Raw genomic sequence first — 17,647 nt, forward strand, 5'->3', positions numbered from 1 at the left:
GCGCCGGGCCTTCGCAATGAAAAAAGGGCGATGCATCGCTGCATCGCCCTGTGCGCCTTCCGGCTTCGGGGGGTATCGGGGTGTCGCGTAGGAGCGCGTCCCGGAAGGCACCCGGCGTCTGGTCAGGACGCCGTAACCGGTCATCGGTCGATCAGAACTGGTAGGCCAGGCCCACGCCCAGGCGGTCGGTCTTCTTGTTGAAGCCGTTGGCGTCGGGCATGTTGTTGAAGCGGGTGGCCTCGGCGCGCAGCGACACGTTCTTGGTCAGCGCGTAGTCGACGCCCACGCCCAGCTTCAGGCCGGTCTTGTGCTCGCTGCCCAGGCCGCTGTCGAACTTGCGGTCGGCGTAGGCCACGCCCACCTTGCCGTAGACGCCGAAGCCGGCGCCCAGCGGGGCACGGGCGATGCCGTCCAGCGAGTACACCTTGTTCTTGGCGTTGATGCCGTTGAAGTTGATGCTGCCCAGGTCGGTGTAGTTGGCTTCCACGGCGAAGTTCTCGTTGAACTTGTAGCCGCCGAAGATGCTGTAGCTGTCGGCGCTGCGCTTCTGGCTGTCGCCGCCCACGCGCTGCGAGGACTTGGCCACGTCGCCACCGATGTAGTACGGCGTGTCGGCGGCCTTGGCCAGACCCGAGCCCAGGGTCAGAGCCAGCGCGGCGGCGGCCAGGAGAGCGGTGCGATTGTTCTTGGTCATTCGAAACTCCTTCGAGAGCTGTCGTCCGTCGGGCTCCGCGATCACCGTGACCGCTGCTCGTTCGACATGGCTCTCATTGTGGGAATCGAGACCTCTCGCGTCTGTGGACCGAGTTGGGGCCTTCTGTGACGGTCCATGACAGTCCGGGCGATGGCGCTTGACGCAGCTTCACACCCGGCGCCGCCTGTTGCGCGACGTTGCTGTCAGCCGACCGGCCAGTACAGCAGCAGCCGCGCGCCGCCCAGGCGGGGCGCCTCGCCCAGCCGCGCGTGACCGCCGTGCGCATGCGCGACGTGACGCACGATCGCCAGCCCCAGGCCGAAGCCCCGCGTGCCGCCACGGCCCTTGCGCTCGAGCCGCTTGAAGGGCTCGAAGGCCGCCTCGCGCAGCGCGGGCGGCACGCCTTCGCCGTCGTCGTCGATGGCCAGCCACAGCTGGCCGGCCTCGACCCAGGACGACAGCATGATCCGCCCCTTCGCGTAGCGGGCCGCGTTGCGCAGCCCGTTGCGGATCGCGTAGGGCAGCAGCCGCTCGTCGAAGGGCAGCACGGCGGGCAGCCGCAGATCGGTGTCCAGCGCCTTCCCGTCCAGCAGAGGCGCCAGCGAGCGCGCCTCCCGCGCCAGCATGTCGCCCAGATCGCCCTGGGACAGATGCGGCTGCAGCGCGCCCATGTCCAGCCGCGCCAGCGTGAGGCTGGCGTCGATCAGCTCGTCGAGCTCGTCGATGTCGCGCTCGCAGGCCTGCACCATGCGCTCGCGCTCGGCGCGGTCGTCCTCGTCGACCAGCGCGTCGATCGCGAAGCGCAAGCGCGCCAGCGGCGTGCGCAGCTCGTGCGAGACCGCCCCGGTGAGCTCGCGCTGCGTGGCCATCGCGGCCGCGAGCCGCTCCAGCATCGCCCGCGTCGCCGCGACCACCGGCGCGAACAGCCGGCTCTTGAGCGCCGGCATCTCCGTGTCCAGCCGCCCGGCGCTGAGCCGCTCGGCCGCGCGTTGCAGCCCGCGCAGGTCGCGCCACAGCGGTCGCAGCTGCCACCAGGCCAGGATGGCCACCGCGAGCGCCAACACCACCGCCACGCCCAGCTGCGCGGCCAGTTCCTTGGGCAGCTCGCCGCCGCGCTTGGAGTCCAGCGGCCCGAGCAGCAGCAGCTGATCGGGCTCGCCGGGCAGCGCCGCGTAGATGCGCCGGTTGAAGCCGGTGACGAGGATCTCGCCCTGCGCGAGCTTGCGGCGCTGGTCCGCGCTGAGCTTGGCCAGATCGGTGCGGATCAGGCGCACCGGATAGTCGAACTGCGCATCCAGCTCCTGCACCCGCTCGCGGCGGGTGGAGGGGTCCAGCGGCGAGAGATCCCGCACCAGCAGGTCGACGGTGCCGCGCATGAAGTTGCGCACGTAGTCGTCGGTGACCTCGGAGGCGCCGATCAGCACCAGGCTCTCGACCAGCAGCGCCAGCGCGAGCACCGCCAGCCCCAGTCCCAGCGCCATCCGCAGCAGCGAGGCGCGCAGCGACATCGCGGCCATCAGTCGATCGCGAACAGATAGCCCTGGCCGCGGACCGTCTTGATGCGGGCGGGCGCCTGCGCGTCGTCGCCGATCTTCTTGCGCAGGCGCGAGATGCGCGCGTCGATGGCGCGGTCCAGCCCGTCGAACTCCAGGCCGCGCAGGCCTTGCATGATGTCGTCTCGGCTCACCACCTGGCCGGCGCGATGCGCGAGGAAGTTCAGCAGCTCGTACTCGGCGGTGGTCAGCGGGACCGGCTCGCCGTTGACGCGCAGTTCGCGCGACTGCGGCAGCAGCGTGAGCGGACCGAAGTGCAGCGCCTCGCCCACCGGTTGCGCCGCGGGCAGCGCGTCACGGCGCAGCAGCGCCTTGATGCGGGCCAGCAGCACGCGCGGCGCGACGGGCTTGGTGATGTAGTCGTCGGCGCCGCCCTCCAGGCCGAGGACCTGGTCGATGTCGTCGTCGCGGGCGGTCAGCATCACGATGCGGCCGGCGAAGTCGCGGCGCGTGTCGCGCAGCACGTCGAAGCCGTCCTTGCCGGGCAGATGGCCGTCCAGCAGCACCAGATCGAAGGGTTCCTGGCGGATCAGCGCCTCACCGGCGAGGCCGTCGCCGCAGAGGGTGACGCTGTAGTTGGCCTTCTCCAGCGCGTCGGCGACCAGCTGGGCCAGGCGCTCGTCGTCCTCGATGAGCAGGATGCGGACGGCCGCCGGCGATGCAGAAATTTCCATCCCGCGAGCATAGGCGAGGCGCCCGGACGCTGCCTTCAGGGATTCTTAAGCGCGCCCACGCGTGCGCTCACGCGCGTGGAGGTCGGGCTCAGCGATCCGCGGGGATGTCCAGCCGCCATCCCAGCGGCGTGCGCACCGCCCGCAGCGCGGGGTCCTCCGCCAGGGGGAGCCAGCGCCGCGCCAGATGGTCGAGCGCGGCCGGCGACAGGTCGGTGCGCGAGGCCATCACGCGCTCGACGGTCTCGGGCGTGACGCAGGCCATCAGCGCCGGCCGCGCGGCCCCCCGCAGCGCCGCGCGCCAGCGCAGGCGCAGCGCGGCGACGTCCTCGGCATCGGACCGGGGCGCGGGGTCGTGCCAGCTGTAGACGTGGGAAGGCCCCTCGTGGGCCTCGGTCTGCCGGACGCCGTCGTCGCTCATGCCGATGGCCAGCAGCACGCGGCCGGAGGCGTGGTTCTCGGGCGAGGTCGTCCCCAGCAGGTCGCGCAGCCCCAGCACCTGACGGCAGTAGTCGAAGGTGCCCGAGGCCGCCTCCCGCGCATAGCCGTGGCCCCAGAAACGCGCCGGGAAGCCGTACCCGATGTCAGGGTGGTCGAGCCCGTCGCGCTTGATGACACCGGCCAGGCCGACCGTCTCGCCGTCCTCCAGCCGCTCCACGGCCCAGAAGCCGTAGCCCAGCAGCCAGTAGCGCGCCTCCAGCCGCTCGCGGATCCAGGCCGCGGCCTGCTCGTCGGTGCGCACCTGCGCGTCGTAGATGTTGGCGATCCAGGCCGGCTCGTTGAGCAGGCCGCGCACGAAGGGCGCGTCCTCCCCCCCGAACCAGCGCAGGCGCAGACGCGCCGTCCTCAGCACTTCCATCGATCCCGGCCTCCCGCGGCTCCCCGTCCGCGTGGGTGGGACAATACCGCACCCCGGCGGCCCGCCCGCCAGTCACCCCAACGCCCGGACCCTCCATGAAATTCATGCAGAAACTGCAGGCCGCCGAACGCCTGAACGACTCGCTGCTGTGCGTCGGCCTGGACCCCGATCCGGCCAAGTTCCCCGCCCCGTGGAAGGGCGACGCCGGCCGGATCTACGACTTCTGCGCCGCCATCGTCGACGCGACCAAGGACCTGGTCAGCTCGTTCAAGCCGCAGATCGCCTACTTCGCCGCGCACCGCGCCGAGGACCAGCTCGAGCAGCTGATGGCCCACATCAAGCGCAACGCCCCGCACGTGCCGGTGATCCTGGACGCCAAGCGCGGCGACATCGGCGCCACCGCCGAGCAGTACGCCCGCGAGGCCTTCGAGCGCTACCAGGCCGACGCGGTCACCCTGTCGCCCTTCATGGGCCGCGACAGCGTCGAGCCCTACCTGCGCTACCCCGACAAGGGCGCCTTCCTGCTGTGCCGCACCTCCAACCCGGGCGGCGACGACTGGCAGATGCAGCGCCTGGCCGACGTCCCCGGCCAGCCGCGTCTGTTCGAGCACCTGGCCGCCATCGCCCAGGGCGACTGGAACACCAACGGCCAGCTGGGCCTGGTCGTCGGCGCGACCTATCCGAAGGAGATCGAGCGGGTGCGCGAGCTCGCCCCGACGCTGCCGCTGCTGATCCCGGGCGTGGGCGCCCAGGGCGGCGACGCGGCCTCGACGGTCGCCGCGGGCTGGCGCCGAGGCGCCGGCACGGTCATCGTCAACTCCTCGCGCGCGGTGCTCTACGCCTCCTCGGGCGAGGATTTCGCCGCCGCCGCCCGCAAGGTCGCCCTGGCGACCCGCGACTCGCTGCGCCCCGACGGCGGCCTGTGAGGCCCCGGCCGGGTCCACCGCCGGCCGCCAATTAATTGGCAGAAACCCCAAACGCCTGTCGGGAGGCACGCGTTTCGGGTTTCCTCTGCCCTTCAGAACGGCCGCCACTCGCCGAGACTGTGCGTAACCGGACGTTGCAAGCCGGGCCCTGGGCGCGTGCGTCGTCCCGGGCCAGGCCATCGCGACGCCATCGAACGACCACACGTTCCAGTTGGGCATCAGAGTGAGCAAGGTTTCCCAGGACGATCTGAGCAGTCTGGTGGGGCAGGAGCTGTCGCCAGGCGACCGCCTGCCCCCGGGTCTGCAATGGCGCGCCGCGCGGCTGTTCATCGCCGCGTGCGTGGTGCTGTGCGCCTTCAGCGGGGCGCTGCTCGCGCTCAGCGCCTCGACGGCCGAGCCGCTCGGCGGCTGGCTGCCCCCGCTGACCGCGCTGGTCGGCACCGTCGCCGGCCTGGCCCTGCTGTGGCGCCTGCCGTCCGACCGCGGGCCGCTGGGCGTGATGTTCATGATGTGCCTGGCGATCGCGCTGGCGCTGACGGTGGCGGTGTCGCGCCAGCTGGGCCTGACCTCGAGCAGCCTGGGAATCATCGCCTTGATGGTCGCGCTGGGCACCGGCATGGTCGGCCTGGGCGCCGGGCTGTCGCTGTTCGGCCTGGGCCTGGCGGCGCTGGGCGGACTGGCCACGGCCGAGCTCAGCGGCTGGGTGCAGGTCGGCAACGCCAGCGCGGGCCTCACCGGCCGCCTGCTGACGCAGCTGATGCTGCTGATCTCCGGCCTGGTGGTCGGGCTGGGCACCGCCAAGCTGATCCGCCGCGCGATGCAGGAGGTCAACGAGCGCCATGCCCGCTTCCGCCACCTGCTCAACATGGCGGCGGACTGGTACTGGGAAATGGATCGCCAGTTCCGCTTCACGCATCTGGCCGAGCACAACCCCGGTTCCTCCGGCCTGTCCGCCTCAGAGCGCCTGGGCCGCGCGCCCTGGGAGATCGAGCACCTGGGCCTGTCCGACGAGGACCTGGACGCGCACCGCGCCGACCTGGAGTCGCACCGCCCCTTCCGCGGCCTGGTGATGCGCCGCGCCGGCGAGGACGGCGTGCTGCGCTACGTCTCCATCAGCGGCGAGCCGCGCTTCGACGCCAAGGGCAACTTCCGCGGCTACTGGGGCGTGGGCCGCGACGTCACCGACGAGGTCCAGACCGAGCAGGCCATGCTGGCCACCGAGACCCGTTACCGCGAGCTGTTCCGGCGCTCGCCCTCGCCGCTGGTGCTGCACCGCTGGGGCCGGGTGATGGACGCCAACCCGGCGGCGATGGCGATGTTCGGCTACACGCAGCGCTCGTCGATGATCGGCCAGGACCTGTTCTCGCATTACGAGCCCGGCGACGAGGAGCGCGCCCGCCAGCGCGCCGCCAAGATGGAGGCCATGCCGGTCGGCGCGATGCTGCCGATGACGGAATTCCGGCTGCGCACGCTGTCGCGCCGCCGCCGGCTGGTGCAGGCCACCAGCGTGCGGGTCGACGCCGCCAGCGGCGCGGCCACGCTGTCCTTCTTCATCGACCAGACCGAGACCTCGCGCGCGCAGGACGCGTTGCGGCGCTCGGAGGCCTTGCTGTCGCACCTGTTCGCGACCAGCCCCGACGTGGTCACGCTGACCGAGACCGCCAGCGGCCGCTACGTGATGGTCAACAAGACCTTCGAGGAGATGAGCGGCTACGGCGCCGACGAGGTGCTGGGCCGCAGCACCGAGGAAGTGGGCATCTGGCAGGACCTGGCCGACCGTGAACGCCTGATCGAGGCGCTGCGCCTGCACGGCCGCGTCAGTGACATGCCCGCCACCTTCATCAACCGGCGCGGCCAGCCCATCCCGATGCTGCTGTCGGCGGCGCCCTTCGTGATGGACGGGATGTCCTACCTGGTCGTGAACTCGCGCGACGTGTCGGACAGCGAGCGCACCCGGCTGGTCCACGCGGCGATCCTGGAGAACGCCTCCATCGGCATCGCGCTGACGCGCGACGCGCGCTTCGTGCAGGCCAACCGGCTGGTCGAGGAGATGTTCGGCTGGCCCGCGGGCGAGCTGATCGGGCAGGCGGGCAGCGTGGTCTGGCCCGGCCTGGAGGACTACGAAGCGGTCGGCCGCGAGCTGGGTCCGCGCCTGGCCGCGGGCGAGCAGGTCGAGGTGGAGCGCCTGATGCGGCGCCGCGACGGCAGCCGCTTCCTGTGCCGGATCCTGGCGCGCGCGGTGGACCCGAATCACCCCAGCCGCGGCGGCACGATCTGGATCATGGAGGACGTGACCGAGCGGCGTCGCGTCGAGGCGGCGCTGGCGCAGGCCAAGGACGAGGCCCAGGCGGCCAACCGCGCCAAGAGCGCCTTCCTGGCCAACATCAGCCACGAGATCCGCACCCCGCTGAACGGTCTGGTCGGCCTGGCGCGTCTGCTGCAGCAGCCCGACCTGGGCGACGACACGCGGCGCCACTACCTGGACCAGATGCTGGACAGCGCGGAGAGCCTGTCGGGCTTGATGTCCGACATCCTGGACCTGTCCAAGATCGAGGCCGGCCGGCTGACGCTGGAGACCGTGCCCTTCGCGCTGCGCGACATGCTGGCGACGATGCGCATGGGCTATCTGACGCTGGCGCAGGCGCGCGGGCTGGGCTTCAGCATCGACGTCGAGGACGAGGTGCCGGCCTGGGTGGTGGGCGATCCGGTGCGCACGCGCCAGATCCTGAGCAACTACCTGAGCAACGCGCTGAAGTTCACCGAGCAGGGCGCGGTCGCGGTGCGCGTGCGTCGTCAGGACGAGCGCCGCATCCGCATCGAGGTCAGCGACACCGGACCGGGCATCGCCGAGGCCATGCACGAGCGGCTGTTCCAGCCCTTCACGCAGGCCGACGAGTCCACCACGCGCCGCTACGGGGGCACGGGACTGGGGTTGTCGATCTGCCGGGAGCTGGCGACGCTGATGGGCGGCTCGGTGGGCGTGGACAGCCGTCCCGGCGCGGGCGCGACCTTCTGGGCGGAGCTGCCCTTGCCGGCCGCGCCGACGCCGCTGGGCACGCAGCGCCGCGCCCCCGCCGAGGAGCCGGGCCTGACGGGCCGCCGGGTGCTGATGGTCGAGGACAACCCGGTGAACATGATGATCGCCGTGGCGATGCTGGAGCAGTGGGGGGCCGAGGTCTCGCAGGCCAGCGACGGCAGCCAGGCGGTGGAGGCGGTGCACGCAGCGGCCAGCATGGGCAAGCCCTTCGACGCGGTCCTGATGGACGTGCAGATGCCGGTCATGAGCGGCCACGAGGCCACGCGCCAGCTGCGCCAGCGCTACGACCCCGAGCAGTTGCCCATCGTGGCGCTGACGGCCGCCGCGCTGGTCCAGGAGCGCGACGAGGCGCTGTCGGCCGGCATGAACGAATTCCTCACCAAGCCCATCGACGCGCAGCGGCTGCGGCAGGTGCTGGAGCGGCTGACGGCGGATTGAACGGCCCTCCCCGGAGCCTCGCGGCGGCCTGGACAGGCGGCACGGCCCGGGCTCAGCGCAGGCTCAGCGTCGCGCCCTTCCACTCCGGCGCTTGCCAGCGCTGGAAGGCGCCGAGCATCGCGGCCTCCGCGGCTTGTCGACGCGTCTCCAGCGTGTCGAGGTCGATCAGCTCATAGGCCTTGCGATAGCGGCCCTCGGCGCGCGACTCACGGGCGACCAGCATCTCCTTGCCGCCGGGCACGAAGCCGGCGAACTCCGCGTAGCCCAGGCCCGGTTGGGCCGGCGCCGGCGGCAGCACCGACAAGGTCCAGCCCTTCGCGCCGCGGCGCAGCAGCCACAGCTCGCGCCAGCCGTCGGCGGGGACCGAGGCGATCGCGATCGCGTTGCCCTCGCGGTTCGCCCGCACCGAGGCCGCGACCACCAGTCCCCATGCGCAGCGGCGCAGCAGCGGCGCCGCGTTGTCGGCGCCCGTCGAGCCGGCGACGAGGCGCTGGCCCTTGCCGTCCTTCGCGGTGGCACCGTCGAGCGTCAAGGTCACGCACGTCTCGCCAGGTTGACCGGGACGAACGTCGACCTTCAGCCCGGCCAGGCGCTGCGTCGTCGCGGGCGACGGCAGCGTGGCCCAGCGCATGGCGTTGCCCCGCATGGCGGCGTCGTTGTAGGCGGGTTGATCGTCGTCGGAGAGCTCCGCCGGCACGATGCGGGCGAAGGCCTCCAACGCGCGGCGAGCGGCCGCCGACGAGGCATCGACCTGCAGCATCGCGGGCATCGACGAGGTCGCACCGGCGGCGTTCGGGGTGGCCGACAGCGCCGCCGGCAGGCCGACGCCCATCGCGGCACGGCGGGCGCGGATGAAGGCGAGACTGCTCCACACGCCGGTCTGCCGCATCAGCACGCGGTTGCGCCAGTACGCGGTCAGCAGCGGATCCTTCAGGTCCACCTTGTCGAGGACGTCGGCGCGCCATTGATCGAGCGCCTCCCGCTGCGGCGGCGGCGCCGTCGGATCGACGCAGTCCTGCCGCGTCAGCGCGAGCGCCGCGCGCGCCTTCTGCTCCGGGGTCGCGGCGGGCATCGCCAGCACGCGACGGAAGGCGGCGCCGTCATAGCAGAGCTGCACCGCGCCCGAGTCCCGCTCCAGCGTGACGAAGCGCAAGCCGTAGCGCGCGGCCACGTCGAGCTGCGCCGCCATCTGCGCGTCGGCCGCGGCGGAGGCCGGTGTCGGCGCCACGTCCGTGCGCGGCTGCGTGCGCGAGGCCCGATCGGCGAGCCGCTCGGCCAGCGTGCCCATCGCGTCGAGTGCCTCGGCGCCGCTGGCGGCGTTCATCTGCTCGCCGCTCGCGGCCTGCACGTAGGCGGCGGCCAGGCCGACGCCCAGCGACTCGCCGCCCGTCTGCTGGCGCACCACGCGCAGCGCGGCCAGGATCGCGTCCGGCTGCGCGGCCGGGCCGGCCAGCGGCAGCAGCGCGCTCTTGCGGACGAAGCCGCCGCGCTCGCGGCGGTAGTCGTAGACCTGGAAGTGGTCGGGGCGCTCGCCGCGGATCTCCAGCGCCTCGCCGCGCCAGAGCTGCGCCTGCGCCGGCGCCGAGTCCTTCGCCGCCGCGCGCATCGCGACGTTGTCCCAGAGCACGATCGCCGTGCGCAGCGGCGCGGCGTCCTCCACCGCGCCGCGCTTGATCGGCGGCTTCGGTGCGGTGTCATCGGCGACGGCGGTCGGCACGGCGGCCGCCGCCTGCTTGATGGGCGGCTTGGGCGAGGCGGTCTCGGCGGCCGGCGTCGCCGCATCGGCGGAATGGACGCACATCAGTTGAACGGCGACGGCGGCGATGGCGGCGGCCATCACGAGCTTCAGGCGGCACATGTCGGTCCTCCTCGGGAGCCGGGACGGGGTGGTCATGAACGTGGACGTGGACGTGGACGTGGCGAGGGGGCGATCGGCGCTCACTGCGCGCCGGCGCCCTGCGGCACAGCCTCGCCCTCGCCCGGGGGCTTGTCCGCGGGCGCGTCGCGGCCACCCAGCAGCGTCTTGCCGATGAAGCCGCCATCGGCCGGCGGCGGGGCGATGATCACCTGCACCTTGTCCGACAGCTTGTCCGCCATCGCCTTCTGGATCAGCAGCGGGTGGCGGCTCAGCAGCGCGCCCTCGGCGGCCATCTGCTCGACCGCGACCTTGCCGATGCGCGTCTGCCGATAAGCCTCGGCGTCGGCCAGCTTCTCGCGCGCCTTGGCCTCGCCGTCGGCCTCGATGCCCCGCGCCTGCGCGTTGCCCTCGGCCATGCGCACGCGCGCGACGCGTTCGGCCTCGGCCTCCAGCTGGCGCTGCTCCACCTGGCGCTGCTTGAAGGGCAGGACGTGCTTCATCGCCTCCTCCTGGCCCTTGGCGGCGATGACCTGCTCCCGCGCCGACGCCTCGGCGGCGGTCTCGCGGCGCACCTTGTCGGCGGCCGCCTCCAGCTCCGTCTGCTTGACCTGCTTCTCCTTGAGCTCCAGCGTGTAGCGCATCTTCTCGGTCGCCAGCCCCTCCGACAGCAGGCGCTCCAGGCCCTGGCGGTACTCGGCGGGCAGGTCCACGTTGCCGATCTCCAGCCCGCGCAGCACGATGCCGTCGGCGGCCAGCTTGCGGCGCAGCTCCCCCTCGAGCGCCGCCTGGATCGGACCGCGCTGGGTCGAGAAGATCTCCCGCACCGTGTGCGTCGCGATCTGGCGATAGACGATGCCCTGCAGCGCCGGGGCGATGACCTCGCCCTCGATGTCCTCCGGCAGCGAGGCGGCCAGCTGCGGCAGGCGCGTCGCGTCCACCGTCCAGCGCACCGTCAGGTCCAGGCCCAGCGACAGACCCTCGACCGATTGCAGCGGGGCCTCGCCGTCGGCACGGGCGAAGCGGGTCGGGTGGTAGCTGCGATCGCGCAGCGGCAGATCGCGGACCTCGTGCAGACCCGGGATGGCGAGCATCGATCCCCCGTGGGCGATCGACTGGCCGCCGGTCAGCGCGTTGGTCCGCAGGCTGACCTCGCCGCGCGGCACCTCATGGACAGGCGGATGCGCCACCAGCAGCGCCACCGCGCCGGCCACGGCCGTCAGGCCAGCCAGCCAGGGCAGCGCGCGCACCAGGCCCGACCCGGCGCGGCGCATCGGCGCGCCGAAGTCGGCGCCGCCGCGCGGGCCGCCATCGTTGCCGTTGCCGTCCGCGTCGGCGCGGCGGGAGAAACCGGGCAGCCGAGCCCTCAGCCGGGCGGCGGCGTCGCGGATCGATTGCAGGCGGTCGTTCATGAGGTCCTCCGGGGTTCCCGTGTTCGGGTGTTGGGATGGGACGCATGGTCCGGCGCCCGGCCCGGAAGCCTCAATGCGGGCGGCGGCGCCTCCCTTCACGGTCCGGAAGAAAGCTTCCGCGCGCCGTCGCGACGAGGGCACGGGAAAGTCGTCCAGGCTGTCCATAATCCGGCGCCATGGTCACCCCCGCCCCCGGAAACAAGGTCGCCGTCATCGAGGACGACCGCCCCACCAGCGAGCTGCTCGCCGGCTGGATCCGCGCCGCCCGCCCCGAACTGCAGGTCGACCAGTGGTTCGACCGCGACGCCGCCGAGGCGGCCCTGGCACGCGAGCACTACGAGATGGTCGTGCTCGACATCGAGCTCGGCCGGGAGCGCCATGCCGGCGTCGCGCTGATCAACGCCATCAACAAGCTGAACGCGGGCACGCCGGTCCTGGTGGTGTCGGCGATGCCGGCCGCGATCTACCGCGGGATCATGAAGGCGCTGGACGCCTGGGACTATCTGCAGAAGACGGCCTTCGACGAGGCCGAGTTCATCGACACCTTCCTGGACATCCTGCGCGCCGCCCGGGCCCGCGCGCCCGCCGTCCCGGCCGTGCCGGTGGCGGAGGCGCTGCAGCTGGATCCGCTCTGGCAGCGCAGCCCGCTGTGGAAGGGCCAGCGCATCAACCTGCCGCTGACCGCGCAACGCATCCTCGCCACGCTGCACCAGCGCGCGCCGCAGGTCGTGTCCTACGAGGAGCTCTACGACGTCGTGAAGAGCGGCCGCACCCGCGACAACGTCCGCAAGCACGTGTCCACGCTGCGCGAGGCGATCAAGGAGGTCGATCCCGACTTCGACGCCATCGAGAACGTGCCGATGCGCGGCTTCCGCTGGACCGGCCCGCAATGACGGCGGGCGACGGATCGCGCGATCGGGTCGAGACGCGTCCGATGACGATGACGATGGCGATGGCGATGGCGATGGCCAGGGCGACGACGCGCGCGAGGGTCTCCGCATGAGGCTGGGGCCCGTCGAGTTGCCCGCGCTGGCCGTGCCGCGGCTGGGGCCCGCCGCCTTCCGGCGCCGCGCGGTCGTGCACCTGGCCTTCCTGCTGCTGGCGCTGGCGACCCTCGGCCTGGTGGCCACCGTGCTGACCGACCAGAAGCAGCGCGCCTACCAGCGCTACGCGCAGGGCTTCCGCCAGTCACTGGCCGAGATCGTCCTGCAGCTGCGGCATCCGAGCGGCCAGCTCGCGCTGCTCAATCCGACGATGACCCCGGGCGACCGCGCCGGGCAGGCGCCGGTGCTGCTGCCGTTCGCCGCCATCGACTTCGACGACCAGAACAAGGCGCAGCGCGCCGTCGAGATGGCCGGCTGCGGCCTGCGCTGGCCCGACGGGTCCAGCCTGTGCGCGGCCGTCGGCGCGAACGCCTACGCGGGTGGCTTCCTCTACCTGGTGGGCAGCCTGGACAGCGGTCCGCTGGTAGGCCGCGAGCATGGGGCGCTGGCGCTTTCCGGCGTGCACCGCATGCGGGTCACGCTGACGATGCGCGGCGAGACCCAGACCTGGATCGCGCCCTTCGAGGGCATGGCCGCGCGCGACGGCGCGCAGCGCGGCCGGCTCACCGGCTTCGTCGGCGCGGGCCCGCAGCTGCCCGGCAAGGCGCGGCCCTCGCGCGAGTTCCGCGGCTGGCTCTGGCGCGAGGGCGCCTGCGTCGAGTCGACCACCGGCCCGGCGTGCGTCCGCCACGCCTTCTACTCGGTGCGTCTGCCGGTGGAGGCCTTTCAGGAAGCGCTGTTCGAGCGCGCCCCGCCGGTCTGGCCGCCGGCCGACCTGGACCAGGCCCGCGTGCGGGTGGAGCTGCTCGGCCCCGCGCCCGAGGGCGAACCGGTGCCGGTGCTGTTCGACAGCACCCGGCCGGGCGCGTCGCTGGCCTTGTCGCTGGATCGCATCGGCGCCGCGCTGCAGCCCGGCGAGACCCTGCGGATCGAGAAGACCGGCCCCCGTCCCCAGGTGATCGCGGAACGCCGCGGGCCGGAGCTGTCCGAGCGCGCGCTGCCCTGGCTGATCCACGTGATCCGGCGCCTGCCGGTCGTGGGCGTGGGCGCCGATCGCGGCGACGTGGAGGTGCGCTGGCTCACCGCCTCGGACGAGGTCGCGACGCCCAACGGCCGCTACCGGCTGGAGCTGCGCGGCGACCTGCGCAGCCTGGACCGGCAGCTCGCGCTGGAGGCCCGGCCGCTGGCGATGCTGGCCGGCGCGATGCTCGCCGCCATCGCGGCCGCCTGGCTGATGGTCGAGCTGGGCCTGATCCGCGGCATCGCGGTGCTGACCAAGCGCGCGGCGGCGGTCTCCTACAACATGCAGGACCCGCGCGCGGACCAGCGGCTGGGCGAGCTCGAGGTCGCCGACCTGCGCGGCGGCGACGAGCTGGGCATCCTGGCGGGCTCGCTGGCCGACGCGCTGCAGCGGGTCAAGGACGGCCTGCGCCGCGAGCAGCTGCGCGCCGAGCGCGAGCGCGAGATGTGGCACGCGGTGGGCCACGAGATCATGTCGCCGCTGCAGTCGCTGATGGTGCTGCACGGCGGCGCGGACGATCCCAGCCACCGCTACGTGCAGCGCATGCAGCAGGCGGTGAAGGTGCTCTACGGCAGCGCGCCGCCCAGCGAGGCGCTGGCCTCGGCCGACCTGCATCCGGAGGCGCTCGACCTGGCCGCGTTCTGCCGCGAGGTCGCCGCCAACGCGCATTACGCGGGCATCGACGACGTGAGTTTCGAATCCACGCTCCCCGAGCCGCTGCTGGTGCGCGCCGAGGCCTACGCGCTGGAGGACGCCGTCACCCACGTGCTGCGCAACGCGGACCGCTACCGGCCCGCGGGAACGCCCATTGCTCTGACGCTGGAGGCCGGCGAGCCGGGCGCGGTGCTGCTGCGCATCCGCAACCAGGGGCCGACCATCGATCCCGCGATGCTGGACAGGATCTTCGAGTACGGCGTGTCGGACACCGCGCCGCAGGCGGCCGGCGAGCGCCGCGGTCAGGGTCTGTTCGTGGCCCGCAGCTACCTGGCCAAGATGGACGGCGCGATCCGGGCATTCAACCTGCCGGATGGGGTGGTGTTCGAGCTCACGCTGCGGCGCCTGCCGGCTTGAGCCATGCTGGCGGCGATCGCCGCCACGTGCCCCGCGTCGCCCCTCGGACGCCCGCCCGGACGGGTCCGGCGCGCCGCGAGGCCATTTCCAAGGAGTTCCCCATGCCGATGAATCCCCATTACGCGCTGACCGAGCCCCTGCGCGACGCCGTCGACTCGCTGTCGGCGCGGTGGCCGGTGCTGGTCGAGTTCGGCGCGCCCTGGTGCCCGCATTGCATCAACGCGCAGCCGCTGCTGGAACAGGCTTTCGAGGACCGGCACGAACAGGTGCAGCACATCAAGGTCGAGGACGGCAAGGGCCAGGCGCTGGGGCGCTCGTTCAAGGTCAAGCTGTGGCCGACGCTGATTTTCCTGCGCGACGGCGCGGAAGTGGCGCGGCTGGTCAGGCCCACGAACGCCGAGGACATCCGGACCGCGCTGCGACGCGTGGACGGGGATTGATCGACAATCCCGCCCCATGATTCAAGCCCACGTGCTGCTGCCCAAGGACGGGCAGCCCGACCTGCTCTTCGTGCTGCTGCACGGCGCCGGCGCCGACGGCCTGCAGATGCGGCCGCTGGCCGAGGCGCTGCATCGGCAGTACCCGCGCGCGGCGCTGGTGCTGCCGGACGCGCCGGACGCCTTCGATGCGATCCCTGGGGGCGGCGCGGGCTTCCAGTGGTACTCGGAGCAGGGCGACGACGCCGCGCGCGCGGCCGGACTGACGCAAGCGCTGCCGGCGGTCGTCGAGCTGATCCGCTACTGGGCCGAGCGGCTGGAGCTGTCGTGGGAACGCGTCGCGCTGGGCGGGTTCTCGCAGGGCGCGATCCTGGCGCTGGAGGCGCTGCAGCAGGAGGAGCAGCTCGCGGGCCGGGTGCTGGCCTTCGGTGGCGCCTACGCCTACTGGCCGCAGCACGCGCCCAAGGACGTGAGCATCCATCTGTTGCATGGGAAGAACGACGAGGAACTGCCCTACGTGCCGCTGCTCAACGCGGCGCGCGAGCTGATGGGGCTGGGCGCGGACATCACCGCGGACGTGATGCCCGACATCGGGCATGAACTGCATCCGGCGCTCATCGAGCGCGCGATGGAGCAGCTGCGGACGTTCATTCCCGCCAGGCTGTGGCGCGAGGCGGTGGTCGCCGCCGCCGAGCAGGAAAAGGCCCCCAAGCACTGAGAGTGTGAGCGCCCGATGGGCGCTCAGTTTCACGCGGCTCCCTCTCCCGCTTGCGGGAGAGGGTGGGGGTGAGGGTCTTAGGGCTGTCAGTCCAACGTCACTTCCGTCCGAACGGTGCCCGCCCGATCCGCCCAAGCGACGAGGCTCAGCCGCGTCCCCTGCGGCGCGCGCACCACCCACTCCCCATACGCCCGATCCCCGGTGATGTCCCGCTCCGGCAGGAACGCCAGCTGCGTCTGCTTCGGCGCATGTCCCTCGAGCTGAGGCCCTTCCATCCGCGGCTTCCCGCTGATCAGCCCCACCTCCGGATCCACCGGCAGGAAGATCTCGAACATCACCCCGCGGACCTGATCCCGCGCCAGCGCCTGCTTGGTCACGTAGGCCGGCAGCCAGCCGCTGTTGCCCACCGCCATCCGCACCCGCCACGTGTCCGGCCCCAGCGCCCGCACCTCCGTGCGCAGCAGCTCCAGCTTGGGCAGGCTCAGCGCGATCTGGTTCATCCACGCCGGGAAGCGCGCGGCCTCGCGCTCGCGCAGATGCGGTGGCGGATTGCGCCAGTAGTTCATCTTGTCCCAGCCGCCGATCTCCACCTCGCCCAGCTGCGGATGCTTGAACGCCGTCCACTCGACGTGCGCGTTGCCGCCGCAGTGCTCGTCGCTCCACTTGAGCAGCTTCAGGTCGTCCTCGACGGGATGGTCGCGGAACCAGTCGATCCACTTGTAGCCCTCGATGCCCGCCTCCTTGTTGGGCGACCACAGCTCCACCACCCAGAACAGCGCCCCCAGGTGCTCGTAGACCCAGTCCTGCGTGCCGGTGATGACTTCCTTGGGGTGGTACTTGAACTCGTGCCAGATGCTCACCGACGGGTAGCCGGTGTGCTGCTCGCCGAGCTTGGAGAAGCGCTTGAAGGTCCACAGGTCCTCGGGCGCCATGTCGTCGTCGCCGCGCGTGCCGCAGGGGCGCAGGATCACGCCGCTGTGGGTGTGGAAGCTGATCGCCGCGCCGATGTTGGGATGGCCGACCATGAAGTCCACCATCGCCCGCACCTCGGGCTCGCTGGTGGGATAGGGGCCGGCGCCGACCTGCTCGAACTCCTGCCGCCAGCCGGCCGGGAAGTTGCGGTTCAGGTCCAGGCCCTCGCTGTCCTTGTTGACCTTCACGGTCAGGCCGTCGTGGTTGATGACCAGGCCCTCGGGCATCAGCCGGTAGTACTCGCCGCCGAATTCGCCGGGCTCGCGCGGCACCATCAGCCGCGGATCGCCGGCGTGCTTCTTGTAGCCGCCATGCGGGTCGGGAATACGCATCGTCAGGATGCGGCCGTCGCCGTCGATGTCCTCGACGCTCAGGCCCTCCACCGGCTCCTCGTCGAAGGGATAGGGCCGCGTCGACGAGCGGATGTGGCGCGGCCGGTCCGCCAACGCGAGCTCGGCGCCGTCGGGATTCAGGCGCGGGACCAGGTAGACGGTGCGCGTGTCCAGCAGCTGCGTGACCTGCGGGTCCGTGCCGTACTTGCTGACCAGCTCGTGCAGGTAGTACAGCGCGGTGGTGCAGGCGGTGAGCTCGGCGGCGTGGATGTTGCCGTCGACCCAGAAGGCGGGCTTGTCGACGTCCGCGCCGGTGGCGGTGTTGGTCAGGATGGCGACCCAGATCTCGCGGCCCTCGAAGCTCTGGCCGATGGAGCGCACCGACACCAGGTTGGGGCAGGCCTCCGCGTAACCGAAGAGCAGTTGCGTCAGGGCCTCGTAGCGGGGGAACTCGTCGAAGCGCGGACGGGGCAGCGCCGGGGTGGGCGCGGCGGGCGGGAGAGCGGTCATGGGCGTCCCTGCGGGCGGTTGGGTGCGGCCGATTGTGCATGCGCCATCCCCTGCGACCGAGAGGCCTCTCCACAGGGTGACAGCGCGTTTACCCTGAG

At 72.3% G+C, this 17,647-nt stretch carries 13 protein-coding genes; 6 read left to right on the forward strand and 7 right to left on the reverse strand.

Features of this window, described 5'->3' with window-relative positions:
- Positions 1-151: 151 nt before the first annotated feature.
- The 4 genes from MCHT01_RS23500 to MCHT01_RS23515 all read right to left on the reverse strand — a co-directional run bounded on the left by MCHT01_RS23500 (position 152) and on the right by MCHT01_RS23515 (position 3,777).
- Complete coding sequence (locus MCHT01_RS23500) at positions 152-694, reverse strand: outer membrane beta-barrel protein (RefSeq protein WP_067069545.1); 543 nt, start codon at positions 692-694, stop codon at positions 152-154.
- Between the two features lie 203 nt (positions 695-897).
- Complete coding sequence (locus tag MCHT01_RS23505) at positions 898-2,211, reverse strand: ATP-binding protein (protein ID WP_067069548.1); 1,314 nt, start codon at positions 2,209-2,211, stop codon at positions 898-900.
- Complete coding sequence (locus MCHT01_RS23510; RefSeq protein WP_067069551.1) at positions 2,211-2,921, reverse strand: winged helix-turn-helix domain-containing protein; 711 nt, start codon at positions 2,919-2,921, stop codon at positions 2,211-2,213. The genes MCHT01_RS23505 and MCHT01_RS23510 overlap by 1 nt, the downstream gene beginning before the upstream one ends.
- Before the next feature lie 88 nt (positions 2,922-3,009).
- On the reverse strand, positions 3,010-3,777 hold the full coding sequence (locus tag MCHT01_RS23515) for a GNAT family N-acetyltransferase (RefSeq protein WP_067069554.1): 768 nt from the start codon (positions 3,775-3,777) through the stop codon (positions 3,010-3,012).
- A 95-nt stretch (positions 3,778-3,872) separates the two neighbouring features.
- On the opposite strand from MCHT01_RS23515, the gene pyrF reads away from it, so the two are divergent.
- Together pyrF and MCHT01_RS23525 are read left to right on the forward strand one after the other, a co-directional pair.
- Entirely contained in the window at positions 3,873-4,703 is an 831-nt protein-coding gene (gene pyrF, locus MCHT01_RS23520) for an orotidine-5'-phosphate decarboxylase (protein ID WP_067069555.1), read from the forward strand.
- 223 nt (positions 4,704-4,926) lie between these two features.
- Complete coding sequence (locus MCHT01_RS23525) at positions 4,927-8,178, forward strand: PAS domain-containing hybrid sensor histidine kinase/response regulator (protein WP_067069558.1); 3,252 nt, start codon at positions 4,927-4,929, stop codon at positions 8,176-8,178.
- A 52-nt stretch (positions 8,179-8,230) separates the two neighbouring features.
- On the opposite strand, the gene MCHT01_RS23530 is transcribed toward MCHT01_RS23525, so the two are convergent.
- On the reverse strand, positions 8,231-10,036 hold the full coding sequence (locus MCHT01_RS23530; protein WP_067069561.1) for a hypothetical protein: 1,806 nt from the start codon (positions 10,034-10,036) through the stop codon (positions 8,231-8,233).
- A gap of 80 nt (positions 10,037-10,116) precedes the next feature.
- Entirely contained in the window at positions 10,117-11,445 is a 1,329-nt protein-coding gene (locus MCHT01_RS23535; RefSeq protein WP_067069565.1) for an SPFH domain-containing protein, read from the reverse strand.
- A gap of 176 nt (positions 11,446-11,621) precedes the next feature.
- Here MCHT01_RS23535 and MCHT01_RS23540 point away from each other — a divergent pair, with 176 nt between their 5' ends.
- From MCHT01_RS23540 to ypfH, 4 genes are all read left to right on the forward strand, one after another.
- Complete coding sequence (locus tag MCHT01_RS23540; protein WP_067069568.1) at positions 11,622-12,338, forward strand: response regulator transcription factor; 717 nt, start codon at positions 11,622-11,624, stop codon at positions 12,336-12,338.
- Between the two features lie 106 nt (positions 12,339-12,444).
- Positions 12,445-14,580, forward strand: a complete 2,136-nt coding sequence (locus tag MCHT01_RS23545) for a sensor histidine kinase (protein WP_067069570.1) — start codon at positions 12,445-12,447, stop codon at positions 14,578-14,580.
- Between the two features lie 101 nt (positions 14,581-14,681).
- Positions 14,682-15,020: a thioredoxin family protein gene (locus MCHT01_RS23550; RefSeq protein ID WP_067069573.1), complete on the forward strand. Its 339-nt coding sequence runs from the start codon at positions 14,682-14,684 to the stop codon at positions 15,018-15,020.
- A 16-nt stretch (positions 15,021-15,036) separates the two neighbouring features.
- Positions 15,037-15,735 carry an esterase gene (ypfH, locus tag MCHT01_RS23555; protein ID WP_067069576.1) on the forward strand — a complete coding sequence of 233 codons (699 nt, stop codon included), beginning with the start codon at positions 15,037-15,039 and terminating at the stop codon, positions 15,733-15,735.
- 86 nt (positions 15,736-15,821) lie between these two features.
- On the opposite strand, the gene MCHT01_RS23560 is transcribed toward ypfH, so the two are convergent.
- Entirely contained in the window at positions 15,822-17,549 is a 1,728-nt protein-coding gene (locus MCHT01_RS23560; RefSeq protein WP_067069579.1) for a M14 family metallopeptidase, read from the reverse strand.
- Positions 17,550-17,647: the final 98 nt, after the last annotated feature.

The organism is Mitsuaria chitosanitabida ATCC BAA-476 = NBRC 102408, from assembly GCF_001598255.1.
GTDB classification, from domain to species: Bacteria; Pseudomonadota; Gammaproteobacteria; order Burkholderiales; family Burkholderiaceae_C; genus Roseateles; species Roseateles chitosanitabidus.